The following is a 21,151-nucleotide window of genomic DNA, read 5'->3' as shown; positions in this document are numbered from 1 at the left end:
ACTCAATGGGTTTACTTGACCGGCGGTAATTGCGCAAGATGACAAAGCCCGGAATGGCGTCACGCCGCGTATTTCTGAAGAAACAACAGGTGAATGTCCTTGTCACGTGTGACAAGCCGCCGGGCGGCGGCCAGGTGAGGATCATCACAGCTCACGATGACAGGCGGTCGCCCTGCTGAGACCCTGTCCGCAGGCGGGCCGCCCGTCCCGACCGCAGTCGGGACGGTTGTTTATTACGTCCATTTCACCGCTTTAAGGGCGGTCGTTCGTTGGAGGAGGGCCGTGGCGCATTCGCCGCAGAAACCGCCGCCGGCATTCACGCTCGGCGGGCGAACAATTACGGGGAGAAAGTGTTAGGTCACGGCGGCGGGCCGCCCTGTCCGGCGTCGCCGGTCACCGTGGACCTGCGCGTGCCGTCGCCCGCCGCCGTCCGGTGGCTGCCGGAGGAGGAGTGCGCGTCGCGGGTCGTGCTCGCCGACCGCGCGGCCAGGGGCGAGTTCGCCGCGCTGCAGGCCGTGCTGCACCGGCTCGGCGTGCCCACGGTACGCTTCGACGCCGCCCAGGCGGACGGCGGGAGGGAACCGCTGACGATCTCCCTCGACGACGGGCTCGTCACCCTCGAAGGGCGCTCCTTCCGCCCGACCGTCGTGTGGGCGCGCGGCCCGATGCCCAGAGCGATCCCGGACGGGTACGCGGGTTCGCTGATCGGCGCCGACTCCTGGTCGGCCCTGGTCGGCCAGCTCGCCGCGCTCGCCCCCGCCGGTCTCCCGGGCGGCAACCGCGTGGGCCACCTGGCGCAGCTGGCCGGGGCGGCGGCGGCCGGCGTCCGCACGCCGCGCACGATCGTCACCACCGACCCCCGCACCGCCGAGGCCGTGCAAGGGGACAGGCTCGTGGTGAAGGTGCTGGACGAGCACTTCGTCGAGGCCGCGCCCGGCCGCCTGGTGGGCCTGCTCGCCGAGGTCGTCGGCCGCGAGACCCTCATGCGCCGCCGGCCGCCGGGCTTCCCGGTGATCGTGCAGGAGTACGTCGAGCACGACCTCGAACTGCGCGTCTACTACCTGGACGGCGACCTCCACGCCTTCGCCGTCACCAAGCCGTCGCCTGACGCGCCCTGGCGGAACCCGGCCGCCGTCTCGGTCCGGGGGATGCCGGTCCCGCCGCGCGCCGCCGAGGTGGTGGAGCGGCTCGCGCGGGGCTGGGGGCTCACGTACGGCGCCTTCGACCTGCTGCTCACCCCGGAGGACGTCGTCTTCCTCGAGGTCAACGCGGACGGCGACTGGCGCTGGTTCGAGACCAAGGCCGGCACCCGTGCGCTCACGAACGCCGCCGCCTCCATGGTCAGGACCCTGCACGCGAACGTGCTGCGCGCGACCGCCCCGCCGCCGATCGGCGGCGTGCTCGACTTCCTCGTGCTGGGCAGCGAGACATGGTGACGTCGGGGGAGGCGCATGAGCCTGTACTGCTCGATCCTCGGCCCGCTCCAGATCCTGGTGGACGGGCACGACGCCGTCATCGGCGCGCGCAAGCAGCGGCTGCTGCTCGCGCTGCTGCTGTGCCGGGCGAACGCGGTCGTGCCGGCCGCCGAACTGATCGAGGCGTTGTGGGGAGAGACGCCGCCGCGTACGGCCAGGAAGAACCTGCAGGTCTACGTCTCCGCGTTACGCAAGCTCACCGGCGACCGGATCGGCTTCCACGGCTGGGGGTACCGCTTCAGCGCCGCCGCCGGCGAGCTCGACCTGCTGCGCTTCAAGGAGCTGGCCCGAGCGGGACGCGGCGCCATCCACGGCGGGAAGCTCGCGACGGCCGCCGAGCTGCTCGGTGAGGCGGTCGGCCTGTGGCGGGAGCAGCCGCTGACCGAGTTCGCGCAGGTGCCCCGGGTGGCGCGCGAGGTGGCCGGGTTCACCGACCTGTTCCTGTCGGTCCACGAGGACTGGGCCGAGCTGGAGATCGAGCTCGGCCACCACGTCGAGGCCCTGCCCGGCCTGGACGTCCTGGCCGCGCGCTTCCCCGCCCGCGAGCGGATCGCGGCGGCGCGGATGACCGCTCTGACCCGCTGCGGGCGGGCGTCCGAGGCGCTGGCGCACTTCGAGGAGCTGCGCAGGCACCTCGCGAGCGAACTGGGCATCGACCCGAGCCCGGTGCTCAAGCGCCTCTACCAGGACATCCTCACCGGCACCGTCGCCCGCCCCGCACCCGCCGTACGCACGACCGACCAGCTCCCCCGGGACATCGGCGACTTCGTCGGGAGGAAACCGGAGATCCACCGCATCCTGCACGAACCGGCCGCCGTCACCCTGATCACCGGCGAGCCCGGCATCGGCAAGACCGCGCTCGCCGTCCACGTCGCCCACGCCCTGGCCCCCGGCTACCCCGACGGCGCCCTGATGGTCCCGCTCGGGGGAGGAGGAGCGCACGACGTCCAGCACGAGATCCTCGAGTCCGTGGGCGTGAGCATCGCCGGGGTGCACGACGCGGACGTGCTGGCCTCGGTGTGGCGGTCCTGGCTGGCCGGGCGCCGCGTGCTGCTCGTCCTCGACGACGCCCCCGACGAGCAGAGCGTGCGCAGGCTGCTGCCCGGCTCCGGCGACAGCCGGGTGCTGGTCACCAGCCGGAGCCGGCTGAGCGGGCTGGAGTCGGTGGCGCGCGTCGGGCTGGGCGAGCTCTCGGACGCCGAGGGCCTCGCGTTCCTGGCCGCGCAGCTCGGCCGCGACCGTACGCTCGCCGGCCGGGCCGCGCTCACCGCCCTCTTCGACAGGTACGGGCGCTCCCCGCTGACGCTGCGCCTGCTCGGGGGCCGGTTCGCGCGGCTGCCGCACCTACCGCTGCCGGTGCTCGCCGAGCGGCTGACGCGGGCCGGGAACGTGCTGGACGAGTTCACCGCCGGTGACGTGTCGCTGCGGGCACGGTTCGAGGAGTGCTACGAGGGTGCGGCGTTCGCCGCGCTGGGGGCGCTGCCTGGGCCGCCGTTCAGCCATGAGGAGCTGGTGGCGGCGCTGGGCGAGCGGGTCATCGAGGCGCTGCTGGAGGCGAACGTGCTGCGCATGCCCGAGATCGACCCGGCGGCGGAGGTCGCCGCGCACGCGCTGACGTACACGATGTCCCCTCTTGCTCATCTTTACGCCGCCGAACTCAGTAGGGTGGCGTCGCATGACCGACGCTGAGATCGAGATCACCGCCGAGCTGGTCCGCGACCTGCTGCGCGACCAGCACCCGGATCTCGCCGGGCTGCCCGTCCGCGAGGTGGCGGGCGGGTGGGGCAACCAGATGTGGCGGCTCGGGGACGACCTGGCCGTACGCGTGCAGCGCATGGACACCACCCCGGAGCCCCAGCTCAAGGAACGGCGGTGGCTGCCCGAGCTGGCGCCGGCCCTGCCGCTCCCCATCCCGGTCCCGGTGCGGGCGGGCGAGCCGTCCGAGCGCTTCCCCAAGCACTGGACCGTGATGACGTGGGTGCACGGCGAGCCCCTCGACCTCGGCACGATCACCCGCGGCACCGACGCGGCCGACACGCTGGCCCGCTTCCTCCGTGCCCTGCACGTCGAGGCCCCGCCGGACGCGCCGGCCGCTGCCGACCGCGGCGCCCACCCCAGAGACTGCACGGGCGGCTTCGAGGGCTGGCTCAAGGAAGCCGACGCCCTCGACGACATCGCCGCCGACGTCCGCGCCGTGTGGGACGACGCCGTCACCGCCGCCGAGTGGACGGGCCCGCCGATGTGGGTGCACGGCGACCTCCACCCGGCGAACGTCGTCGTCGCGGACGGCACACTCGCCGGCGTCGTCGACTTCGGCGACGTGTTCGCCGGCGACCCGGCCTGGGACCTCATCGCCGCCTGGCTGCTGCTCCCCGCCGGCGCCGCCGCCCGCTTCTTCGACACCTACGACCGAGCCGACGAGGCGACGATCCGCCGCGCGAGGGGCCTGGCCGCCATGAAGTCCCTCTTCCTCATCCTCATGGGCCAGAACGGTGACCGCGGCCTCCCCGGCGGCAAACCCCACTGGGGGCCCCTGGGCCACGCGGCACTGGAACGGGTCCTCAAGGGCGTGTGAGGCGCAGCGCGGCGGTCCCGGCCACGATGAAGCCGACGTACCCGGCGGAAGGTGAAACGCCCACATTCGTGGGGTTTCTCGCCCCTGCGTAGCGCGCTGATACTCGACACGACAACGCGACCCCAACCAACGAGAGGTGGCGGGTATGGCCGTGTCGGGCGACGTGGTGACGGCCGAGGCGCTGACCAAACGATATCGGCGCATGGAGACGCCGGCCGTGGACGACGTGTCGTTCGAGATCGCGCGGGGCGAGACGATCGGGCTGCTCGGCCCGAACGGCGCAGGGAAGACGACGCTGATCAAGATGATCTGCGGGGTCACCGCGCCCACCTCGGGACGGGTCCAGGTGTTCGACGCCGACCCCGTGCGCCAGCCGGTGGCCGCCAAGAGCGGCATCGGGGCCATGCACCAGACCGCCCCGTTCGACGAGATGCTGCCCGCACTGGACAACCTGCGCATCTCGGCGCGGTTCCGTGGCGTGCGGTGGCGGGACGTACGGCCGTGGGCGCTGGAGCTGGCCGAGTTCCTCGGCGTGGCCAAGGCGCTGCCGCAGCTGTGCTTCCAGCTGTCCGGCGGCCAGCGGCAGCGGCTGCAGCTCGTCCGCGCCCTCATCACGCTGCCCAAGCTGCTCATCCTGGACGAGCCCTCGGCCGGCCTCGACGTGGCGGGCCGCCACCAGATCGAGCGGTTCGTCACCTGGCTGCGCGAGGAGCACGGCGTGACCGTGCTGTGGACCAGCCACCACATCGACGAGCTGGAACGCAACAGCCAGCGGGTGATGGTCATCAACCAGGGACGGGTGCTGCGCTTCGCCAAGCCGCGCGAGCTGGTGGAGGAGTTCGGCTCGGTGCACCTGCGGGTGACCCTGGCCGACGCCGCGGCGGGCGGCGCCCTGGTGGCGTGGGCGGGCAACGCCGGGCTGACCGCCACCGCCGAGGACACCGAGGTACGCATCGAGGGCCCCCACGCCAAGGAGATGCTGCCCGAGCTGACCCGGCACTGCCAGGACCACGACATCGCGATCAGCGGCGTCTCGACCGCGCTGGACTCGCTGGAGACGGTCTTCCTCCGCATGACCGAGAACGAGGGCTGACCATGGCCGCCGACCTCACCTTCACCACCGCGCCGCCCACCGTGGCCCCGAGGGCCGCCGACCTGTTCGCGGTGATCTACCGCGAGTACGCGCTGCTGGCCCGCAACCGCATCAACCTCATCCTCAGCCTGGCGCCGATGCTGGTGTACCTGCTGCTGGTGAACACCTCGCTGAGCAACCTGGTCGGCAGCATCTCCTACCGGGGCGAACAGCTGCCGTTCGCGGTCTTCCTGCTGCCGATGGTGCTGGCGATGTCGATCGTCAGCGCGTCGGGCACCTCGGGGGTGGCGCTGTTCCAGGAGGAGCTGAGCGGGGTGGCGACCCAGCTGTGGTCGTACCCGATGCGCCGCTCCCGGTTCCTGCTCGGCAAGCTGCTGGCCGGGGTGTCGCTGGTGCTGGGCCAGAGCCTGCTGGCGCTGGGCGTCGCGGTCATCATCTTCGACCTGCCGTTCGGGGCGGAGGGCTGGGCCGGGCTGCTGGTGGCGCTGACCCTGGCCGCGATCGCGTTCAACGGGCTCTACCTGGCCGCGGCCATCACGATCACCGACTTCCAGACGTTCATGGTGGGGTCGAACGTGTCGATCCTGGTGCTGGTGTTCAGCGCGCCGTCGATGTACACGGTCGACCAGATGCCCGTGGTGCTGCAGTGGATCGCCGTAGTCAACCCGCTGACGTACGCGATCAACGGGATGCGGGACGCGGCGCTGTTCGGGTTCGCCGACGCGTGGGTGAACCTGCTGGTGCTGGCGGTGATCGCGGTGGTCACGTACGCGGTGGCCGGCCGGGCGCTGCTCAACCGGGCACGGAACCTCTGACATGCTGATATCTGACGCCAAAATACGGCTCCCCGGCACCGACCGCGCCCGCGACCCGGCGGCCACGCTGACGATGGCGCGGCGGGCGGCCCGCGCGGTCGGGGTCACCCGGGTCGCCGACATCACCAGGCTCGACACCGTGGGGATCCCGACGTTCCAGGCGATCCGCCCCGCGTCCCGCACGCTCGCCGTCTCCCAGGGCAAGGGCGTCACCCCCGACCTGGCCAGGCTGTCGGCGATCATGGAGTCCATCGAGCTGTGGCACGTCGAACAACCCCTGCCGCCGGACGTCACCGCGCCCCCGCGTGACTGCCGGCTCGGCTACGACGTCCACGCCCTCGTCCCGTCCACGCCGAGCCTGCTGCACGATGGCCTGCCGCTCGACTGGCTGGCGGGCACGTCGCTGGAGGACGGCTCGCCCACGCTGGTGCCGCGCGACGCCGTGGCGCTGACGCTGGAGCGCGGCACCGGCTGGAGCCCGCCGCTGTTCCTCGCCTCCAGCAACGGCCTGGCCAGCGGTAACACCCGGACGGAAGCGATTCTTCACGCCCTGTACGAGGTGATCGAGCGGGACGCGGTCACCGCCGCGGGCCCGACCGGTGGGGTCCGCGTCGATCCGGGCACGTCGGGGTCGCCGATCGTGGACGAGCTGTGCGCCACGCTGGCGCGGGCCCGTGTACGGCTGGAGGTCAGGCACCTGCCGTCGCCGACCGGGCTGCCGTGCTTCCTGGCCAGGATCAGCTGCGACGACTACCCGCCGGCGTTCTTCGGGTTCGGCTGCCACCTCAGCTCGGAGATCGCGCTCACCCGGGCGATCACCGAGGCGGCGCAGGCGCGGCTGGCATACGTGTCAGGGGCCCGCGACGACCTGCGCGCCGACTTCCACGACGGCGTCACCCGGCGGGAGAGCTCCGAGCCGTCGCACGACGTCCCCCTCATGCGCGCGCACGACACCCTGGCCGATGACCTGGAGGACGCGGTCGAGCGGTCCGCCGCGGCGTTCGGCCACCCGCCCCTCGTCGTCGACCTGACCCGCGAGGAGATCGGCGTCCCTGTCGTCAAGGTGGTGGCGCCGGGCGCCCGCGTCTCCCCGGAGGTGCTGTGATGAGCCACGTCGTCTACGCGGGCCCGACGATCTCCGCCGGCGAGATCCGCACCGCACTCCCCGGCGCGCGGGTCAGGCCGCCCGTCGCCCGCAACGACCTGTTCACCGAGGACTGGGCGCCGGGGGACACCGCGGTCATCATCGACGGCTACTACCGCGAACGCCTCTCCGTGGGCCACAAGGAGATCCTCTGGCTGCTCGGGCAGGGCGTCCGCGTCATCGGCGCGGCCAGCATGGGCGCGCTCCGGGCGGCCGAGCTCAGCCCGTACGGCATGCGCGGCGTCGGCACGATCTTCGACCTGTACGCGGGCGGCGAGATCGACGGCGACGACGAGGTGGCGGTGCTGCACGGCCCCGCCGAGGTGGGCTACCCGGCGGGCACGGTCGCGATGGTCAACCTGCGGCACGGCTGCCGCGAGGGAGCCAGGACCGGCCTGGTCCCGAAGGAGGCGGCCGAGCGGATCCTGGCGGCGGCCAAGGCCCGGCCGTTCACCCATCGGACCTGGCATGAGCTGGCCGAGGACGTACCGGATGATCAGGACGCCCTCCACACGCTCAGAAGCAAGATCGCGGCCGGCGACTGGGACCTCAAGCATCTGGACGCCGTGGAGGCCCTGAACAGAGCCCGCGACGAGGACCCGGCACCCACCCGCCCCGACGACACGGCGCTGACCGGAATCACCCGCAACGAGGCACTGAAATGGGGATCGAGGCGCGAGTACGCGCCGGGACGCTGGATGTCCGACCTAGACGTGCTGACGGCGGCGCGGCTGTTCGACGACGGCTACCCCGCCCTGCACGAGCAGGCACTGACGGCCCTGCTGGCGGACTTCGCCGCCGCGCACGGCCTGAGCCTGGAGGACTACGCCCGCACCTGGCTCGGCGTGGCGGAGGGGCTGCCCAAGGAACTGGCGGTCTGGTTCACCCAGGAGGAACGCGCGGCGCTGCCATCGAAGGAGCAGCTCAGGCTCGTCATGGTACGGGTCTGGCCGCTCTGGAAGTCGGCCGACTGGCGCCCGGCCGTCATGGCGCGGCTGCGCGACACCGGCCGCTGGGACCGATGGACCGACGTGGTCGCCCGCGCCGACGAGGTCGCCGAGCAGCACAGAGGACGGCTGGTCGTCCCGCCGCCCGAGCTGTGCGGCCGGCTGTTCCTGCGCCACTGGCCCGGCATCCCCCCGCAGGTCGCGATGGCCCGGCGCGGCTTCCTCGGTCTGGAGGACCTGGGCCACGCGGCCACCCGCTTCTTCGCCCTGGACGTGAAGACCCCCGGCGGAGCACGGTGACGACCGCACCGCCCCGGCTCGACCCGGCGGCGCACGCCGCTGACCCGCACCCGATGCTCCACAGGATGCGGGCACAGGAACCGGTGTACCGGCACGTCGAGCCTGCGACCGGCCGCGTCTTCTGGTACCTGACCAGGTACGACGACGTGCGCCGCGCCCTTGCGGACCCCTGCCTGGGACGGGAGCTCGACCGGCTGCCCCCCGAGCTGGCCGCACGGCACCGCGCCTGGGACCGCGACCCGCTGCCGATGGTCCGCAGGAGCGTGGTCAACCTGGACCCGCCCGACCACACCCGGCTGCGCCGCCTGCTGGCCCCCGCGTTCACCGCGCGGGCGGTGGCCGCACTCGAACCGCGCGTCGAACGCCACGTCGCCGACCTGGTCGAGCGCATGGACGGCCACGAGGAGATCGACCTGATCCAGGCGCTGGCCCTGCCGCTGCCCACGCTGATCACGGCCGAGCTGCTCGCCATCCCCCGCCGGGACCTGCCCCTGCTGCGCCGCTGGAGCGATGGCATGCTGCGCGGCAGGGACCGGCGGCACGGCATGGAGTACATCGCGTACCTGCAACGGACGCTCACCCAGCGGCGTGCCCACCCCGGCGACGACCTCATGTCGCACCTCATCGAGGGTGACCTCAGCCGGGCCGAGCTGCTGTCCAGCGTGTTCCAGCTCCTGCTGGCCGGCGACGAGACGACCGCCAACGCGATCGGCAACGGCCTGCTCGCCCTGCTGCGCCACCCAGGCCAGGCCGCGCGGCTGCGTGCCGGCCCGGAGCTGATCGACGCGGCCGTGGAGGAGATGCTGCGCTTCGACGGCCCCGTGGGACACGCCAGGCCGCTGTACGCGCTGGCCGACGTGGACATCGGCGGCACCACGATCCCGCGCGGCGACACCGTGCTGCCGATGCTCGTGGCGGCGAACCGCGACCCGGAGGTGTTCGAGCGGCCGGACGCGTTCGACGTGGCCCGCGCCCCGAACCGGCACCTGGGTTTCGGCCACGGCATCCATTTCTGCCCCGGCGCCGCGCTGGCCCGCGTGCAATTACGCGCCGTCGTGCGCGCGTTGTTCCGTCGCCATCCCGGCATCACCTTGTCCGCCGCCGATCTGGAATGGACGCCCGACCTTTTCGTCCGAGGCATCCGCCGGCTGCCCGTACGGCTGTGACCCACATTCATGGGGTTGCCCGCCCGACATATGACCGGGCGATACTCGACGTGAAAGGCGGTTCTCCCGAAAAGAGAGGTGGAAAGGCATGACCTTCGACGCGAAGGAAGCGTTGCGTACGGCCGGAATTCTGACCGGTTCCGAGGCGCCGGAATTGGCGCAGGCATTCAGCGTCCTGTCCCGTGAGGAAGTGGACATGCTGGTGTCGCTCAAGGGCAGGATCCCCGCCGCGCTGCCGGAGGTGCTGGCGCACTCCATCGGCGGCTGGACCACCCCGGAGGCGACGCAGCAGAACTTCGAGCCGGGCATGCTCTGCGCGTGCGGCCTCTGGTCCGGGTCGGGGAAGGCCCACTAGCCGGTCTGCGAGGTCGCAGGCGCGGGCCACCCACATTCATGGGGTTGCCCGCCCGACATATGACCGGGCGATACTCCACGTGAAAGGCAGTCCCCCGAAAAGAGAGGTGGAAGGCATGACCTTCGACGCGAAGGAAGCGTTGCGTACGGCCGGAATTCTGACCGGTTCCGAGGCGCCGGAATTGGCGCAGGCATTCAGCGTCCTGTCCCGTGAGGAAGTGGACATGCTGGTGTCGCTCAAGGGCAAGATTCCCGCCGCGCTGCCGGAGGTGCTGGCGCACTCCATCGGCGGCTGGACCACCCCGGAGGCGACGCAGCAGAACTTCGAGCCGGGCATGCTCTGCGCGTGCGGCCTCTGGTCCGGGTCGGGACAGAACGCCCAGTAGCCGGCCGGCGAGCTCGCAGGTGCGGGCGGCCGCACCTGCGAGCCGACGCGACACAAGGAGTGGACATGCCCGGGAAACTGACAGCGAACCGCGCCCTGTTCGAGGTGCCGGACGGGCTGACGTATTTCGCGCGCGCCGGGAGATACCTGGTGGTCAATCCGCACGCCGGCGGCCGATGCGTGCTCGACGAGCGGGAATTCGGCGTATTACAGGCCCTGGCCAGGACCGGCGAAGCGCTCGAAACCACCAGGGAGACCGAGCGCACGCTCGCCAAACTGATTCTGAGCTGGGTCGTCTATTACAACGGCAACCACCCGAAGATCAAGCTGACCGAGCCCGCGTTGCAGACGGTCTATTACGCCATCACCGACGGCTGCAACCTGCGCTGCCCCTATTGCTACGCCTCGTCGGAGAAATGCCTGCCGGGCGAGCTCGACACCGCCGAATCCCTCGACCTGGTCTCGCGCATCGCCGATGTCGGCGCCGGGCTCATGGTGTTCACCGGCGGCGAGCCGATGCTGCGCAAGGACCTGTTCCAGATCGTGGAGCACGCCAACGAGCGCGGCCTGAGGTGCAACATCATCACCAACGCCACGATGATCAGGACGCCGGCGCAGGCCGCCAGGTTCGCCGAGTTGTTCGGCAACGTCACGGTCAGCATGGACGGCGCCACCGCCGAGACCCACGACCGCACCAGGGGCGCGGGAGCGTTCGCCAAGACGTACCGGGCACTGGAGCTGCTCAACGACGCCGGCGTGGCGCCGAGCATCAACCACATCGTCACCTCCGAGAACGTGCATCACCTGGAGGACTTCGCGACCTTCATGGAAGGGCTCCAGGTCAACTCGATCCGGCTGATGTACCACAACAACCTGGGCCGCGGCATCACCGACGAGTACGACTTCGGCTGGGCCGACCACCTGCGCGTCCAGCAGCTCGTGTGGACCGTGCCGGTCGCGGGGAAACTGCGCCCGCTCGGCCCCAAACCCATCTCGCCCTGCTCGATCAAGGGCAACTGCGGCATGGGCGGCAGCGAGATCTACATCAACTCCCTGGGCGACGTCTACCCGTGCAAGCTGGTCACCGGCCGCGAGCACTTCGCCGGCAACGTCAGGCGGCAGTCGCTGGAGGACATCTTCGCCACGCCGGTGCTGCGCGGCATGCGGACGAGCACCGTCTTCGGCGGCGAGTACCACGCCGACTGCGAGCGCTGCTACATCAAGGCCACCTGCGGCGGCGGCTGCCGCGCCGCGCACATGGCCGAGTCGGGCGACGCCCGCAGGAACAGCCGCCACCTGTGCCGCATCCTGCGGCACGGCGTCGTCACCCAGATGTGGCAGGAGGCCGGCGTCGATCCCCGCGAGATCGCCGCGCACGACACCGAGATGACCACGCCGCGCCTGGTCGCCACCGGCGAGGTGCACGCGGTGCACGAGGACTGGAAGACGTTCGTCCCCGTCTCGCTGCCCGAGCCCGAGCCGCCCGCGCGGGCCCGGGTCGGCGAGCTGCTCCCGATAACCCCCGTCCGATGACAAGACAGCAGGAGGTGGCGCGTGTCGCTCCGCATCAGTGACGCCGTGGTGTGGCAGGAGACGGGCGAGGGCATCTCGCTCTACCACACCGAGACCGGGGACTTCCGCACCCTGAACGAGACGGGCTCCAAGATCTGGCTCGCCGTCGCGGGCGGCGGCGAGGCCCAGCCGGTCGCCTCGGCCCTGTCCCGCGAGTTCGCCGGCACCGAACCGGCCCTGATCAAGCGCATCGTGGCGGACGTGCACGCCTTCATCGGCACGATGGTGGACCAGGGCCTGTTCGAGGAGAGCCCGGCGTGACCCGCGCGGTGGTCCTCGGCGGCGGCTTCGCGGGCGTGCTGGCCGCAGCGGTGCTGGCCCGGCACGCGGACGACGTACTGCTCGTCGAGGGCGACCGCTACCCGTCAGCGCCGCTGCCCCGGCGCGGGCTGCCGCAGGCGCACCACGGCCACGTGCTGGTCACCGGCGGCGCGCGGGCGCTGGAGGAGCTGCTGCCCGGCACGCTCAAGGCCCTGTACGCCCGTGGCGCGCACCGCCGCGACCTGACCGGCGACGCGCTGATCCTCAGCGCGGACGGCTGGTTCGCCCGGCACGACACCGGCGCGTACGTGATCTCGTGCACCCGCGCCCTGCTGGACCACGTCGTACGCCGCCGGGCCCTGCGCGGCGTCACCGTGTGGCCGGACACCGTCGCGCTGGGCCTGACCGGCGACGCCGGCCGCGTCACCGGCGTGACCGTCGGCCGCGCGGGCGGCCCGCCGCAGACCGTGGAGGCCGATCTCGTCGTGGACGCGACGGGCCGCCGCTCGAAGGCACCGAGCTGGCTGGCCGGGCTCGGCGTGCCGCAGATCGAGGAGACAGTGGTCGCCTCGGAGCTGGCGTACGCGACCCGCCTCTACCGGGCGCCCGCCGGACGCGCCGCCGCCACACCGGCGATCATGATCCACCCGCACCCGGACGGCCCCGCGCGGGGGGCCACGCTGCTCCCCATCGAGGACGGCCGCTGGGTGGTCACCCTGACCGGCGACCCGCCCGTGAAGGAGCCCGGTTTCACCGCGTTCGCCTGCGGCCTGCGCAGCCCGCTCATCGGGGAGCTGATGGCCGCGGCCACGCCGCTCGGCCGCATCCGCCCGTACCGCGACACCGCCGACAGGCGGCGCTTCTTCGAACGCGCGCCCCTGCCGGAAGGGGTGCTCGCGATCGGCGACGCGGTCGTCGCGGTCAACCCGGTCCACTCCCACGGCATGTCGATCGCCGCGCTCACCGCGCTCCGCCTGGACCGCGAGCTGGCCGGGCACGGCGGCGTCAAACCCTGCCGAACCCCCGAGCTCCAGGCCGCCGTGGCCGAGGTGGCGGACCCGTCGTGGCGGATGGCCGTCAGCCAGGACGGCCCCCCGCGGCACACCTTGCTGAGCCGGGCCGCGCTGACCAGTCACCAGCTCGCGACCCGGATCTTCCGCGCCCAGGCCCTGATCGCCGAGCAGGAGAGCACGCCATGACCCGCCTGATCCCGCGCAGCCTGCTGTTCGGCAACCCCGCCTACCTGGCCCCCGCGCTGTCGCCGGACGGCACCAGGCTGCGCTTCCTCGCCCCCGACGACGGCGTGCTCAATGTCTGGATCGGCCCGGCCGACGCCCCGGACGAGGCCAGGCCGGTCACCAAGGATCGCGGGCGGGGGATCAGGTCGGCCGGGTTCTGCCATGACGACCGCACGCTCTACTACCTGCAGGACCGGGACGGCGACGAGAGCTGGCGGCTCTACCTCGTCGATCTCGGCACCGGCGCCGAGCGCTGCGTCACCCCGTTCGAGGGCGTGCAGGCCCGCGTGCTCGCGCACAACGGCTCACGACCCGGCACGATGCTGATCGGCCTGAACAAGGACCGGCCCGAGCTGCACGACGTCTACCGCCTCGACCTGGCGACCGGCGACCTCACCAAGATCGCCGACAATCCCGGCTACCTGAGCTGGGAGATCGACCCCGGGCTGCGCATCCGCGGCGGAACCACCATGAACCAGGACGGCACCCTTACCATCCACCTGACCAGGCCAGGCGCGCACGAGCCCACGCCGTGGCTGGAGGTGCCGCGCGAGGACGCCATAGGCACCCGCGTCGCCGGCTACTCCCGCGACGGCGAGACCATCTACCTGCTCTCGTCGATCGGCGCGAACGCCACCCGCCTGTACGCCGTGGACACCGCCACCGGCCGGCGCACGCTCCTCGCCGCCGACCCCGTCCACGACGCCAAGGCCCTGGAGGTGGACCCGATCCACCGCCGCCCGCAGGCCGTGGTGTTCGGCCGCGACCGCGACGAGCGCCTGTTCCTCGACGACGCCTACGCGCGGGCCGTCACCCGGCTGAGCGAGCGGCTCGCGGAGCTGGGCGTGCACGGCGAGCTCGACATCGACCGCTCCGAGCGCGGCGACCGCACGTGGATCGTGGCCGTGGTCGCCTGCGACGCGCCGGTCCGCTACTACGTCTACGACCGGCACGAGGACCGCGTGCGCTTCCTCTTCTCCCACCAGCCCGAGCTGGAGCGCTACCGGCTCGCCGAGATGGAGCCGTTCGTGTTCGACGCCCGCGACGGCGTCGAGGTGCACGGCTACGTGACCTGGCCGCCCGGCGCCGGACGCCGCGACCTGCCGGCCGTGGTGAACGTGCACGGCGGCCCCTGGTGGCGCAACTCCTGGTGCTTCGACGAGGAGGCCCAGCTGCTCGCCAACCGCGGCTACGCCTGCGTCCAGGTGAACTTCCGCGGCTCGGTGGGCTACGGCAAACACTTCCACAACCTGGGCGCCAAGCAGTGGGGCGCGGCGATGCAGACGGACCTGCTCGACGCGGTCTCGTACCTCGCCGCCCGTGGCGCCGTGGACCCGGCCAGGGTCGCGATCATGGGTTGCTCGTACGGCGGATACGCGGCCCTGGCCGGCGCGGCCTTCACTCCCGGCGCATACGCGTGCGCCGTCGACCTGTGCGGGCCGTCCAACCTCATCACCCTGCTGGAGGGCGGCGCCGCCTACCGGCGCACCGTGGACACCTTCATGCGCGCCCACGTGGGCGACCCCGCGACCGAGCGCGACCTGCTGTGGGAGCGCTCGCCGCTGTCCAGGGCCGCCGACATCACCATCCCGGTGCTGATCGTGCAGGGCGCGAACGACGTACGGGTGCCCCGCCAGGAGGCCGAGCAGATCGTCGCGGCGCTGCGCGCGGGCGGCGTGCCGCACGAGTACCTGCTGTTCGAGAACGAGGGCCACGGGCTGCTCAGGCCGGAGAACAGGGAGACGTACTACGCCGCCGTCGAACGCTTCCTCGCCGAGCACCTGGCATAGAACCGGCTACGAGCACGCCGGCGGCCAGACGCCGACGTGCAGCAGCTCGTGGGCGTAGCAGTACGCCACCAGCTGGCTGCGGTTGCTGCACGCGAAGCGGTCGAGCAGCTTGCCGATCCGCTCGGCCACGGTGTACCTGCTCAGGCGCATCTCCCGCGCGATCCGCGTCGTCGTGTACCCGGTGGCGAGCATGACGATCAGCTGCCGGTCACGATCATTGATCAGGTCATCGGAAACAAGAGTCATAGAAGTCTCCGGACGGCTCGCATCGACCGCGGGCGCCCCGGACGAGAGCGCCTCCGACCTCGAACGCTAGGAGAGCCCGGTTGCGTACCGGTATGGCCCGGCCATGGCCCCGGTTAGCCGGAACGGCCGCCATGGCGCGGGCATGCCGCCGCCATACCGGCGCGAAACCGGCCGGACATAGCGTGCAGATCAGTGCCCACCTGCCCGGGAGGTTGACCGATGGACAGCGAGAAGCCTTTCGACGCGCTGGCCACGCTGCGCGCCGCAGGACACCCCGTCGACCTGCTGAACGAGCGGCAGCGGCAGGTGTTCGCCGAGCTGGGCAGGCCCGAGGTCGAGCTGCTCAACTCGATCAAGACCCGGCTGGACGCGGCGGCCGGCGAGGTCGAGGGCCAGGACCTCAAGCTCGTATGAGCACCAGGGCCGCCCGCCCGGCCCGCCGGCGCGTGGTCGTCGTGTTCGTCGACCTGGTCGGCTCGACCGAGCTCGCCGAGCGGCTCGATCCCGAGCTGCTGCGCACCGTACTCGACCGCTACCACCGCGCCTGCACCGCGGGCATCGCCGAGCACGGCGGCGTGGTCGAGAAGTACATCGGCGACGCCATCATGGCCGTGTTCGGCGTCCCGGCCAGCAGCGAGGACGACGCGCTGCGTGCCGTACGCGCCGCGCACGCCGCACTCGCCCGGGTCCACCGGCTCAGCGACGACCTCGCGCCCACCCACGGCATCCGGCTGGAGGTGCACTGCGGCATCGCGGCGGGGGAGGCCATGGTGACCGACCTGCCCGGCGCCGACCTGCGCGTCACCGGCGACACCGTCAACACCGCCGCCCGGCTGCAGTCGGCGGCCGGCGCCGGCGACATCCTCATGGGGGACGAGGTGGCGCGCATGGTCCGCGCGTACGCGCAGGTGGAGCCGGTGCCGCCGCTGCGGCTCAAGGGCAAGCGCGCTCCCGTGCGCGCCTGGCGGCTGCTCTCCCTCGGCGCGCCGGACGCCGCCCGCGAGGACGACCAGGCGCCGCTGATCGGCCGCGAGGAGGAGGCGCGGCAGCTCAGGCAGGCGTACGGGCGGGCCGCCCGCGACCGCCGGTGCTGCGTGGTCACGCTGCTCGGGCTGCCCGGCATCGGCAAGTCCCGGCTGGTACGCGACTTCACCGGCGGGCTGCCCGCACAGACGTCGGTGCTCGTCGGGCGGTGCCCCTCGTACGGGGCCGGCATCACCTACCGGCCCATCGCCGAGATGCTCGAAGCGCTCAACGGCGACTGGCCGCTCGTCGCGCCCGAGCTGGAGCCGGCGAGCGTAGCGGCCCTGCACGGCCTCGCCGCCACCGACGGCGCCTCCGGGGTGGAGGAGATCGCGCGGGCCGTACGCGGCCTGTTCGAGGCCCTGGCCCGGCGCCGGCCCTTGGTGGTGATCTGGGAGGACCTGCACTGGGCCGAGCCCACCCTGCTCGACCTCATCGAGCAACTGGCGGCCCGGCTGATCGACGTGCCCGTGCTGCTCGTCTGCGTGGCCCGGCCCGAGCTGCTCGACCTGCGGCCCACCTGGGGCGGCGGGATGGCGTGCGCGTACGCGCTGGAACTCGGCCCCCTCGACCCCGACGAGATGCGCGCGCTGGTCGCCTGCCTCGCCCCGCCTTCTGGCGAGGTGGTCGCACACGGTGCCGACCCCCTGCTCGACCGGGTGGCGGAGGGCGCCGACGGCAACCCGCTCTTCGCCGAGCTGATGCTGGAGACCCTCGCCGAGGAGGGCGCCGACGCGCCGCTGCCGCCCACCGTCCAGGCGCTCATCGCGGCCCGGCTCGACCGGCTGGGGGACGGGGAGCGCGACGTGCTCGAACGTGCCGCGACCATCGGCGAGGTCTTCACCCGCGACCGTCTCACGGTGTTGCTCCCCGGCTCCTTCGACGCGGACGAGGCACTGTGGAGCCTGCTGCGGCAGCGGATGATCCGCCGCGCGGAGCTGCCCGGCTCGTACCAGTTCACCCAAACCCTGACCAGGGACACCGTGTACGCGATGACCCGCAAGGAACTGCGAGCCACCTGGCACCTGACCCTCGCCGACCACCTGTCACCTCATTGCCCGGAGAACCCCTCGCCCGCCTCCGCGCAGGACCGCTCGCCTGCCTCCCTGGGAGACCGGGAGCCGCGCCATCCACCGGCCGGCTCCTTCGACGAGCCGTCGCAAGGGGACCTCGCGCACCACCTGGAGACGGCGTGCCTGCTCAAGCGCGAGGTCCAGCCGGACGACCCGCTGCTGCCCGCGCTCACCGTACGCGCCGCCCGCGCGCTCATCGGGGCGGGCACCCACGCCGCCCACCGCAAGGACCTGCCCGCCGCACTCGCCCTGCTGGAGCGCGGACGCGAGCTGCTGCCGCCGGGCGACCCCGAGCACCGGCGGCTCGCCGTACGGATCTGCGACGCCGCCCTGGCACGCGGCGACGGCGAGCGGGCGTACGCGGCGGTCGAAGCCGCCGAGTGGATGCTGCCCGGCGACCGGCGTACCGGCCTGACCTGCGCGATCCAGCGGGAGACGCTGAGCCTGCGCTTCGGCCTCGCCCAGCCCGCGCTGGACCCGCTGCGCGACCTGCTCACCACCGAGCCGGACGACGACCTGAGCTGGTGCCGCTTCCACGAGCTGGAAGCGCTCACCCACCTGGGGGAGGGCCGCTTCGGCGCCGCGGAGGCGGACCTGCGCGCGGGCCTGGACCGAGCCCGCTCCCTCGGCGACCGCTACGAGGAGAACCGGCTGCTCAGCGGGGTCTGCGAGCTGTCCCAATGGTCGCCCACCCCGATCCCTGAGGGCCTGGCCCTGTGCACCGAGCTCTCCGACAGGTTCGCGGACGACCGAGCCCTGCTCGTCCCGGTGCTGATCACCGAGGCGCGCTTGCTGGCTTTGGCAGGGCAGATACGGGAGGCCCGCACCGTCCTCACCACCGCCGCCCGCCACGCCACCGACCTCCACCTCGACCTCGCCGCCACGGCGGTCACCCAGGTGCGCGGCCTGGTGGAATCCCTCGACGCCCACCCCCGAGCCGCCGCCACCCGCTTCCGCCAGGCCGCCACCGCCCTGCGCACCGCCGGCCACCCAGGCCCCGCCGCCACCCTGGACATCTACGCGGCACGCGAGCTGCTGCGCCAGGGCCGGCACAGCGAGGCCACGCAGACCCTGGCCCGCGTGGAGGCCGCGCACGCGCGTGACGGCGTGGAGGCCGCGGGTGCGAAGGACGACGTGAACGCCGCGCGGGCGCGTGACGACGTGCCGGTTGCCGGTGTGCGGTTGCCGGCGCGCGGCGAGCTGATGTTGCTGGCCCTGCGCGCCCGTCTGGCCTCGCTCGAAGGTGACCACGACCGGGCCGTCACGCTGGCCGGCGAGGCGGCGGAACGGCTCGGCCGCACCGACGACCCGTGCCTGCGCGGCGACGTCCTGACCGAACTAGCCGACACCTACCGCGCGGCGCATCACCCGCGGCGAGCCGACGAGGCCGTTGACCTGGCCCGGCGTTCCTATGCGGCCAAAGGAGCCGCCTGGCCCCGGAACCGCGGCACCGGTCGCGGCACCGGTCGCGGCACCGGTCGCGGCGGGGAGGCGGCCCGATGAGCAGCAGCACGACCGCCTCCGCCGGGACGCCCCCGCCGCCGTGGCGCAGAGCCCGCCCCGCCTCCTTCCCCGGCATGCCCGCCTGGGGCCAGGCCACCTCCCGCCTGGAGGTGGAGGCGTTCGAGGTGAGCCGCCAAGGGGAGATCGACCGCGAGTGGGCCTGGGGCGGCTCGGACGGTTCCGGCGTCCGGGTCTGCGTGATCGACACAGGGGTGGACGGCACCCACCCCCTGGTCGGCGACCTGGCCCGATCCCTGGTGGTCGTCCAGGGCGAGGCCCGTACGGACGAGGTGATCGCCGACACGGCGATGACCGCGACCACCGCGCACACCACCATCGGCACCGGACCACCGCGAGCGGAGGCGGCCGCCGTCATCGACTGCGAGCCGACCGACCCGGCAGGTCACGGGACGGCCTGTGCGGGCATCATCCGTTCGATCGCCCCCGCGGCCGAGCTCACCTCCGTCAGGGTGCTGACCGACGGCCGGTCGGGCAGCGGGGCGGCGCTGCTGGCGGGCCTGGGCTGGGCGGTGGACGAGGGCTTCGACGTGATCAACCTGAGCCTGTCCACCACCCGCCAGGAGTTCCAGGGCCCCCTGCAGGAGCTGGGCGACCGCGCGTACTTCCGCCGCACCATGCTGGTGGCCGCCGCGCACAACATGCCGGTGGTCAGCTACCCGTGGACGTTCTCCTCGGTCATCTCGGTGGCCAGCCACGACGAGAACGACCCCCTGACGTACTACTACAACCCGGCGCCGCCGGCCGAGTTCCACGCCCGCGGGGTGCGGGTGCCGGTCGCCTGGCGGGGCGGCAGGCGGATCCGCAGCACGGGCAACAGCTTCGCCGCCCCCCACATCACCGGCATCTGCGCCCTCATCCTGAGCAAACACCCCTGGCTGACGCCGTTCCAGCTCAAGTCGGTGCTCTTCCTGGCCGCGAACAACGTCACAGAACACCCTGGAGGCATCAATGGCCGTACGTGACCCGCTGCCACCCGGCGACGTCGAGCTGACCGAGCGCCGGCTGCTGATGTCCGTGGTCGAGGTGGCCAGGCACGTCTTCGACTCCGCCGCCGCCTCGATCTTCCTCATCGACGGCGACACTGGCGAGCTGATCTTCACCGCCGTCTCGGGCAAGGGCGAGGGACACCTGCTGGGCACGCGCTTCCCGCAGGGGACGGGGATCGCGGGCTGGGTGGCGGCGAGCGGCCAGCCGATGATCGCCGACGACGTGGAGGAGGTCACGTACTTCGCCCGCTACGCCGCCGAGGCCACCGGCTACGTCCCGAGCAGCATCATGGCGGCCCCGCTGATCCGGTACGAGGAGTGCATCGGCGTCCTGGAGGTGCTGGACCGCTCGGACGCCCTGCGCGGCGAACTCGCCGACGTGGACCTGCTGTCCCTGCTCGCCACGCAGGCCGCCTGCGGCCTGGAGTTGCTGTTGCGCTGGCGCCACACGCACACCGCGGCGGCCGCCTCGCGCGGCGACGACCTCCGCACGATGCTGGACCGCATCGCGTCCCGCGTCCTGTCGGGCGGAGGCACGCCCAACCCCACCGCGCTCACCCTGCTCGTCGCCGCCGACGAACTCCTCGCCTGAAGCGCAGTCGGACCGGTTGCCCCTGCGGCCCGGCCGAGGAGCTGCACCGCTGCCTCTACCTGTGGTGAGCGGGCCCGTGGTAGTGCGGCAGGTCGAGCGGCGGCACAGGGAAGCCACCGGCCGCCGGTTCCTCGGACAGTTCCTCGAACTCGGCCTCCACCTGCGCCTTCTTCGCCTCCTTGCGCCGCTGGCCGACGGTGTCGAACCGCATCCAGATGGCCAGCGCGCCGACCACGATGACGGCGCCGAGTGCGATGCCGACCGTGCGGCTCTCCTCGTACACCACGACGTTGCGGACCGCGGCCACCAGCAGGATCCAGGCCAGGTTGACCGGGATCAGCACCTTCCAGCCCAGCGACATGAGCTGGTCGTAGCGGACGCGGGGCAGCGAGGCGCGCACCCACACGATGAAGCAGAACGTCAGCACGAACTTGATGAAGAACCACAGCACCGGCCACCAGCCCGAGTTGGCGCCCTCCCAGAAGGTGGTGATCGGGGCCGGGGCCCGCCACCCGCCCAGGAAGAGCGTCACGGCGATGCCGGAGGCGGTGAAGGTGTGCAGGTACTCGCCCATCATGATGAGCGCGAACTT

20 protein-coding genes are annotated in these 21,151 nt (G+C 72.5%); 18 read left to right on the top strand and 2 right to left on the bottom strand.

What is annotated here, in order from left to right; genetic code table 11:
• The first annotated feature begins 350 nt into the window (after nt 1-350).
• The 14 genes from AB0K12_RS27450 to AB0K12_RS27385 all read left to right on the top strand — a co-directional run bounded on the left by AB0K12_RS27450 (nt 351) and on the right by AB0K12_RS27385 (nt 15,115).
• On the top strand, nt 351-1,436 hold the full coding sequence (locus tag AB0K12_RS27450; protein ID WP_364567004.1) for a hypothetical protein: 1,086 nt from the start codon (nt 351-353) through the stop codon (nt 1,434-1,436).
• Between the two features lie 15 nt (nt 1,437-1,451).
• Nucleotides 1,452-3,164, top strand: coding sequence for a transcriptional regulator (locus AB0K12_RS27445; RefSeq protein WP_364567001.1), 1,713 nt, complete (start codon nt 1,452-1,454; stop codon nt 3,162-3,164).
• On the top strand, nt 3,151-4,050 hold the full coding sequence (locus AB0K12_RS27440) for an aminoglycoside phosphotransferase family protein (protein WP_364566998.1): 900 nt from the start codon (nt 3,151-3,153) through the stop codon (nt 4,048-4,050). The genes AB0K12_RS27445 and AB0K12_RS27440 overlap by 14 nt, the downstream gene beginning before the upstream one ends.
• A 145-nt stretch (nt 4,051-4,195) precedes the next feature.
• On the top strand, nt 4,196-5,143 hold the full coding sequence (locus tag AB0K12_RS27435) for an ABC transporter ATP-binding protein (RefSeq protein ID WP_364566995.1): 948 nt from the start codon (nt 4,196-4,198) through the stop codon (nt 5,141-5,143).
• A 2-nt stretch (nt 5,144-5,145) separates the two neighbouring features.
• The gene (locus AB0K12_RS27430) at nt 5,146-5,958 is read left to right on the top strand and encodes an ABC transporter permease (RefSeq protein ID WP_364566992.1); all 813 of its coding nucleotides are present in this window, start codon (nt 5,146-5,148) and stop codon (nt 5,956-5,958) included.
• 1 nt (nt 5,959) lies between these two features.
• Entirely contained in the window at nt 5,960-7,063 is a 1,104-nt protein-coding gene (locus tag AB0K12_RS27425; protein ID WP_364566989.1) for a YcaO-like family protein, read from the top strand.
• A complete protein-coding gene (locus AB0K12_RS27420) occupies nt 7,063-8,349 on the top strand; it encodes a TfuA domain-containing protein (RefSeq protein ID WP_364566986.1) in 1,287 nt (428 codons plus the stop codon). Before AB0K12_RS27425 ends, AB0K12_RS27420 begins: the two co-directional genes overlap by 1 nt.
• 65 nt (nt 8,350-8,414) lie before the next feature.
• A complete protein-coding gene (locus tag AB0K12_RS27415) occupies nt 8,415-9,515 on the top strand; it encodes a cytochrome P450 (protein ID WP_364566983.1) in 1,101 nt (366 codons plus the stop codon).
• An 88-nt stretch (nt 9,516-9,603) separates the two neighbouring features.
• Nucleotides 9,604-9,870 carry a StsA-related sactipeptide RiPP gene (locus AB0K12_RS27410; RefSeq protein ID WP_364566980.1) on the top strand — a complete coding sequence of 89 codons (267 nt, stop codon included), beginning with the start codon at nt 9,604-9,606 and terminating at the stop codon, nt 9,868-9,870.
• A gap of 115 nt (nt 9,871-9,985) precedes the next feature.
• On the top strand, nt 9,986-10,255 hold the full coding sequence (locus AB0K12_RS27405) for a StsA-related sactipeptide RiPP (protein ID WP_364566977.1): 270 nt from the start codon (nt 9,986-9,988) through the stop codon (nt 10,253-10,255).
• Nucleotides 10,256-10,320: 65 nt separating this feature from the next.
• Entirely contained in the window at nt 10,321-11,787 is a 1,467-nt protein-coding gene (stsB, locus tag AB0K12_RS27400) for a StsB family radical SAM/SPASM domain sactipeptide maturase (RefSeq protein ID WP_364566974.1), read from the top strand.
• Nucleotides 11,788-11,808: 21 nt separating this feature from the next.
• The gene (locus AB0K12_RS27395; RefSeq protein WP_364566971.1) at nt 11,809-12,087 is read left to right on the top strand and encodes a PqqD family protein; all 279 of its coding nucleotides are present in this window, start codon (nt 11,809-11,811) and stop codon (nt 12,085-12,087) included.
• On the top strand, nt 12,084-13,286 hold the full coding sequence (locus tag AB0K12_RS27390) for an FAD-dependent monooxygenase (RefSeq protein WP_364566968.1): 1,203 nt from the start codon (nt 12,084-12,086) through the stop codon (nt 13,284-13,286). Before AB0K12_RS27395 ends, AB0K12_RS27390 begins: the two co-directional genes overlap by 4 nt.
• Complete coding sequence (locus tag AB0K12_RS27385; RefSeq protein WP_364566965.1) at nt 13,283-15,115, top strand: S9 family peptidase; 1,833 nt, start codon at nt 13,283-13,285, stop codon at nt 15,113-15,115. The genes AB0K12_RS27390 and AB0K12_RS27385 overlap by 4 nt, the downstream gene beginning before the upstream one ends.
• Before the next feature lie 6 nt (nt 15,116-15,121).
• On the opposite strand, the gene AB0K12_RS27380 is transcribed toward AB0K12_RS27385, so the two are convergent.
• Nucleotides 15,122-15,361 carry a LuxR C-terminal-related transcriptional regulator gene (locus AB0K12_RS27380; RefSeq protein ID WP_345409094.1) on the bottom strand — a complete coding sequence of 80 codons (240 nt, stop codon included), beginning with the start codon at nt 15,359-15,361 and terminating at the stop codon, nt 15,122-15,124.
• A 219-nt stretch (nt 15,362-15,580) separates the two neighbouring features.
• On the opposite strand from AB0K12_RS27380, the gene AB0K12_RS27375 reads away from it, so the two are divergent.
• From AB0K12_RS27375 to AB0K12_RS27360, 4 genes are read left to right on the top strand one after another with little or no spacing between them, the layout of a single operon-like run.
• Complete coding sequence (locus AB0K12_RS27375) at nt 15,581-15,775, top strand: aroma-sacti cluster domain-containing protein (RefSeq protein WP_355425651.1); 195 nt, start codon at nt 15,581-15,583, stop codon at nt 15,773-15,775.
• Entirely contained in the window at nt 15,772-18,960 is a 3,189-nt protein-coding gene (locus AB0K12_RS27370; RefSeq protein WP_364566959.1) for an AAA family ATPase, read from the top strand. The genes AB0K12_RS27375 and AB0K12_RS27370 overlap by 4 nt, the downstream gene beginning before the upstream one ends.
• Nucleotides 18,957-19,943, top strand: coding sequence for a S8 family serine peptidase (locus AB0K12_RS27365; RefSeq protein ID WP_364566956.1), 987 nt, complete (start codon nt 18,957-18,959; stop codon nt 19,941-19,943). The genes AB0K12_RS27370 and AB0K12_RS27365 overlap by 4 nt, the downstream gene beginning before the upstream one ends.
• Complete coding sequence (locus AB0K12_RS27360; protein WP_364566953.1) at nt 19,930-20,559, top strand: GAF domain-containing protein; 630 nt, start codon at nt 19,930-19,932, stop codon at nt 20,557-20,559. Before AB0K12_RS27365 ends, AB0K12_RS27360 begins: the two co-directional genes overlap by 14 nt.
• A 55-nt stretch (nt 20,560-20,614) precedes the next feature.
• Here the strand turns inward: AB0K12_RS27360 and AB0K12_RS27355 are convergent.
• The coding region (locus AB0K12_RS27355; RefSeq protein WP_364566950.1) for a complex I subunit 1 family protein at nt 20,615-21,151 on the bottom strand (537 nt) is incomplete at its 5' end.

It is taken from the genome of Nonomuraea sp. NPDC049419, assembly GCF_040676995.1.
In the GTDB taxonomy this organism is placed as follows: Bacteria; Actinomycetota; Actinomycetes; order Streptosporangiales; family Streptosporangiaceae; genus Nonomuraea; species Nonomuraea salmonea.
This window is presented reverse-complemented; position numbering and strand designations above follow the sequence as displayed.

What these genes read in the sequence shown, in the direction of transcription:
- AB0K12_RS27415 (WP_364566983.1), top strand. Translation starts at nt 8,415, where the DNA reads ATGCGGGCACAGGAACCGGTGTACCGGCACGTCGAGCCTGCGACCGGC.
- AB0K12_RS27385 (WP_364566965.1), top strand. Translation starts at nt 13,283, where the DNA reads ATGACCCGCCTGATCCCGCGCAGCCTGCTGTTCGGCAACCCCGCCTAC.
- AB0K12_RS27365 (WP_364566956.1), top strand. Translation starts at nt 18,957, where the DNA reads ATGAGCAGCAGCACGACCGCCTCCGCCGGGACGCCCCCGCCGCCGTGG.
- AB0K12_RS27375 (WP_355425651.1), top strand. Translation starts at nt 15,581, where the DNA reads ATGGACAGCGAGAAGCCTTTCGACGCGCTGGCCACGCTGCGCGCCGCA.
- AB0K12_RS27435 (WP_364566995.1), top strand. Translation starts at nt 4,196, where the DNA reads ATGGCCGTGTCGGGCGACGTGGTGACGGCCGAGGCGCTGACCAAACGA.
- AB0K12_RS27370 (WP_364566959.1), top strand. Translation starts at nt 15,772, where the DNA reads ATGAGCACCAGGGCCGCCCGCCCGGCCCGCCGGCGCGTGGTCGTCGTG.
- AB0K12_RS27420 (WP_364566986.1), top strand. Translation starts at nt 7,063, where the DNA reads ATGAGCCACGTCGTCTACGCGGGCCCGACGATCTCCGCCGGCGAGATC.
- AB0K12_RS27360 (WP_364566953.1), top strand. Translation starts at nt 19,930, where the DNA reads ATGGCCGTACGTGACCCGCTGCCACCCGGCGACGTCGAGCTGACCGAG.
- AB0K12_RS27430 (WP_364566992.1), top strand. Translation starts at nt 5,146, where the DNA reads ATGGCCGCCGACCTCACCTTCACCACCGCGCCGCCCACCGTGGCCCCG.
- AB0K12_RS27380 (WP_345409094.1), bottom strand. Translation starts at nt 15,361, where the DNA reads ATGACTCTTGTTTCCGATGACCTGATCAATGATCGTGACCGGCAGCTG.
- AB0K12_RS27425 (WP_364566989.1), top strand. Translation starts at nt 5,960, where the DNA reads ATGCTGATATCTGACGCCAAAATACGGCTCCCCGGCACCGACCGCGCC.
- AB0K12_RS27440 (WP_364566998.1), top strand. Translation starts at nt 3,151, where the DNA reads ATGACCGACGCTGAGATCGAGATCACCGCCGAGCTGGTCCGCGACCTG.
- AB0K12_RS27405 (WP_364566977.1), top strand. Translation starts at nt 9,986, where the DNA reads ATGACCTTCGACGCGAAGGAAGCGTTGCGTACGGCCGGAATTCTGACC.
- AB0K12_RS27410 (WP_364566980.1), top strand. Translation starts at nt 9,604, where the DNA reads ATGACCTTCGACGCGAAGGAAGCGTTGCGTACGGCCGGAATTCTGACC.
- AB0K12_RS27445 (WP_364567001.1), top strand. Translation starts at nt 1,452, where the DNA reads ATGAGCCTGTACTGCTCGATCCTCGGCCCGCTCCAGATCCTGGTGGAC.
- stsB (WP_364566974.1), top strand. Translation starts at nt 10,321, where the DNA reads ATGCCCGGGAAACTGACAGCGAACCGCGCCCTGTTCGAGGTGCCGGAC.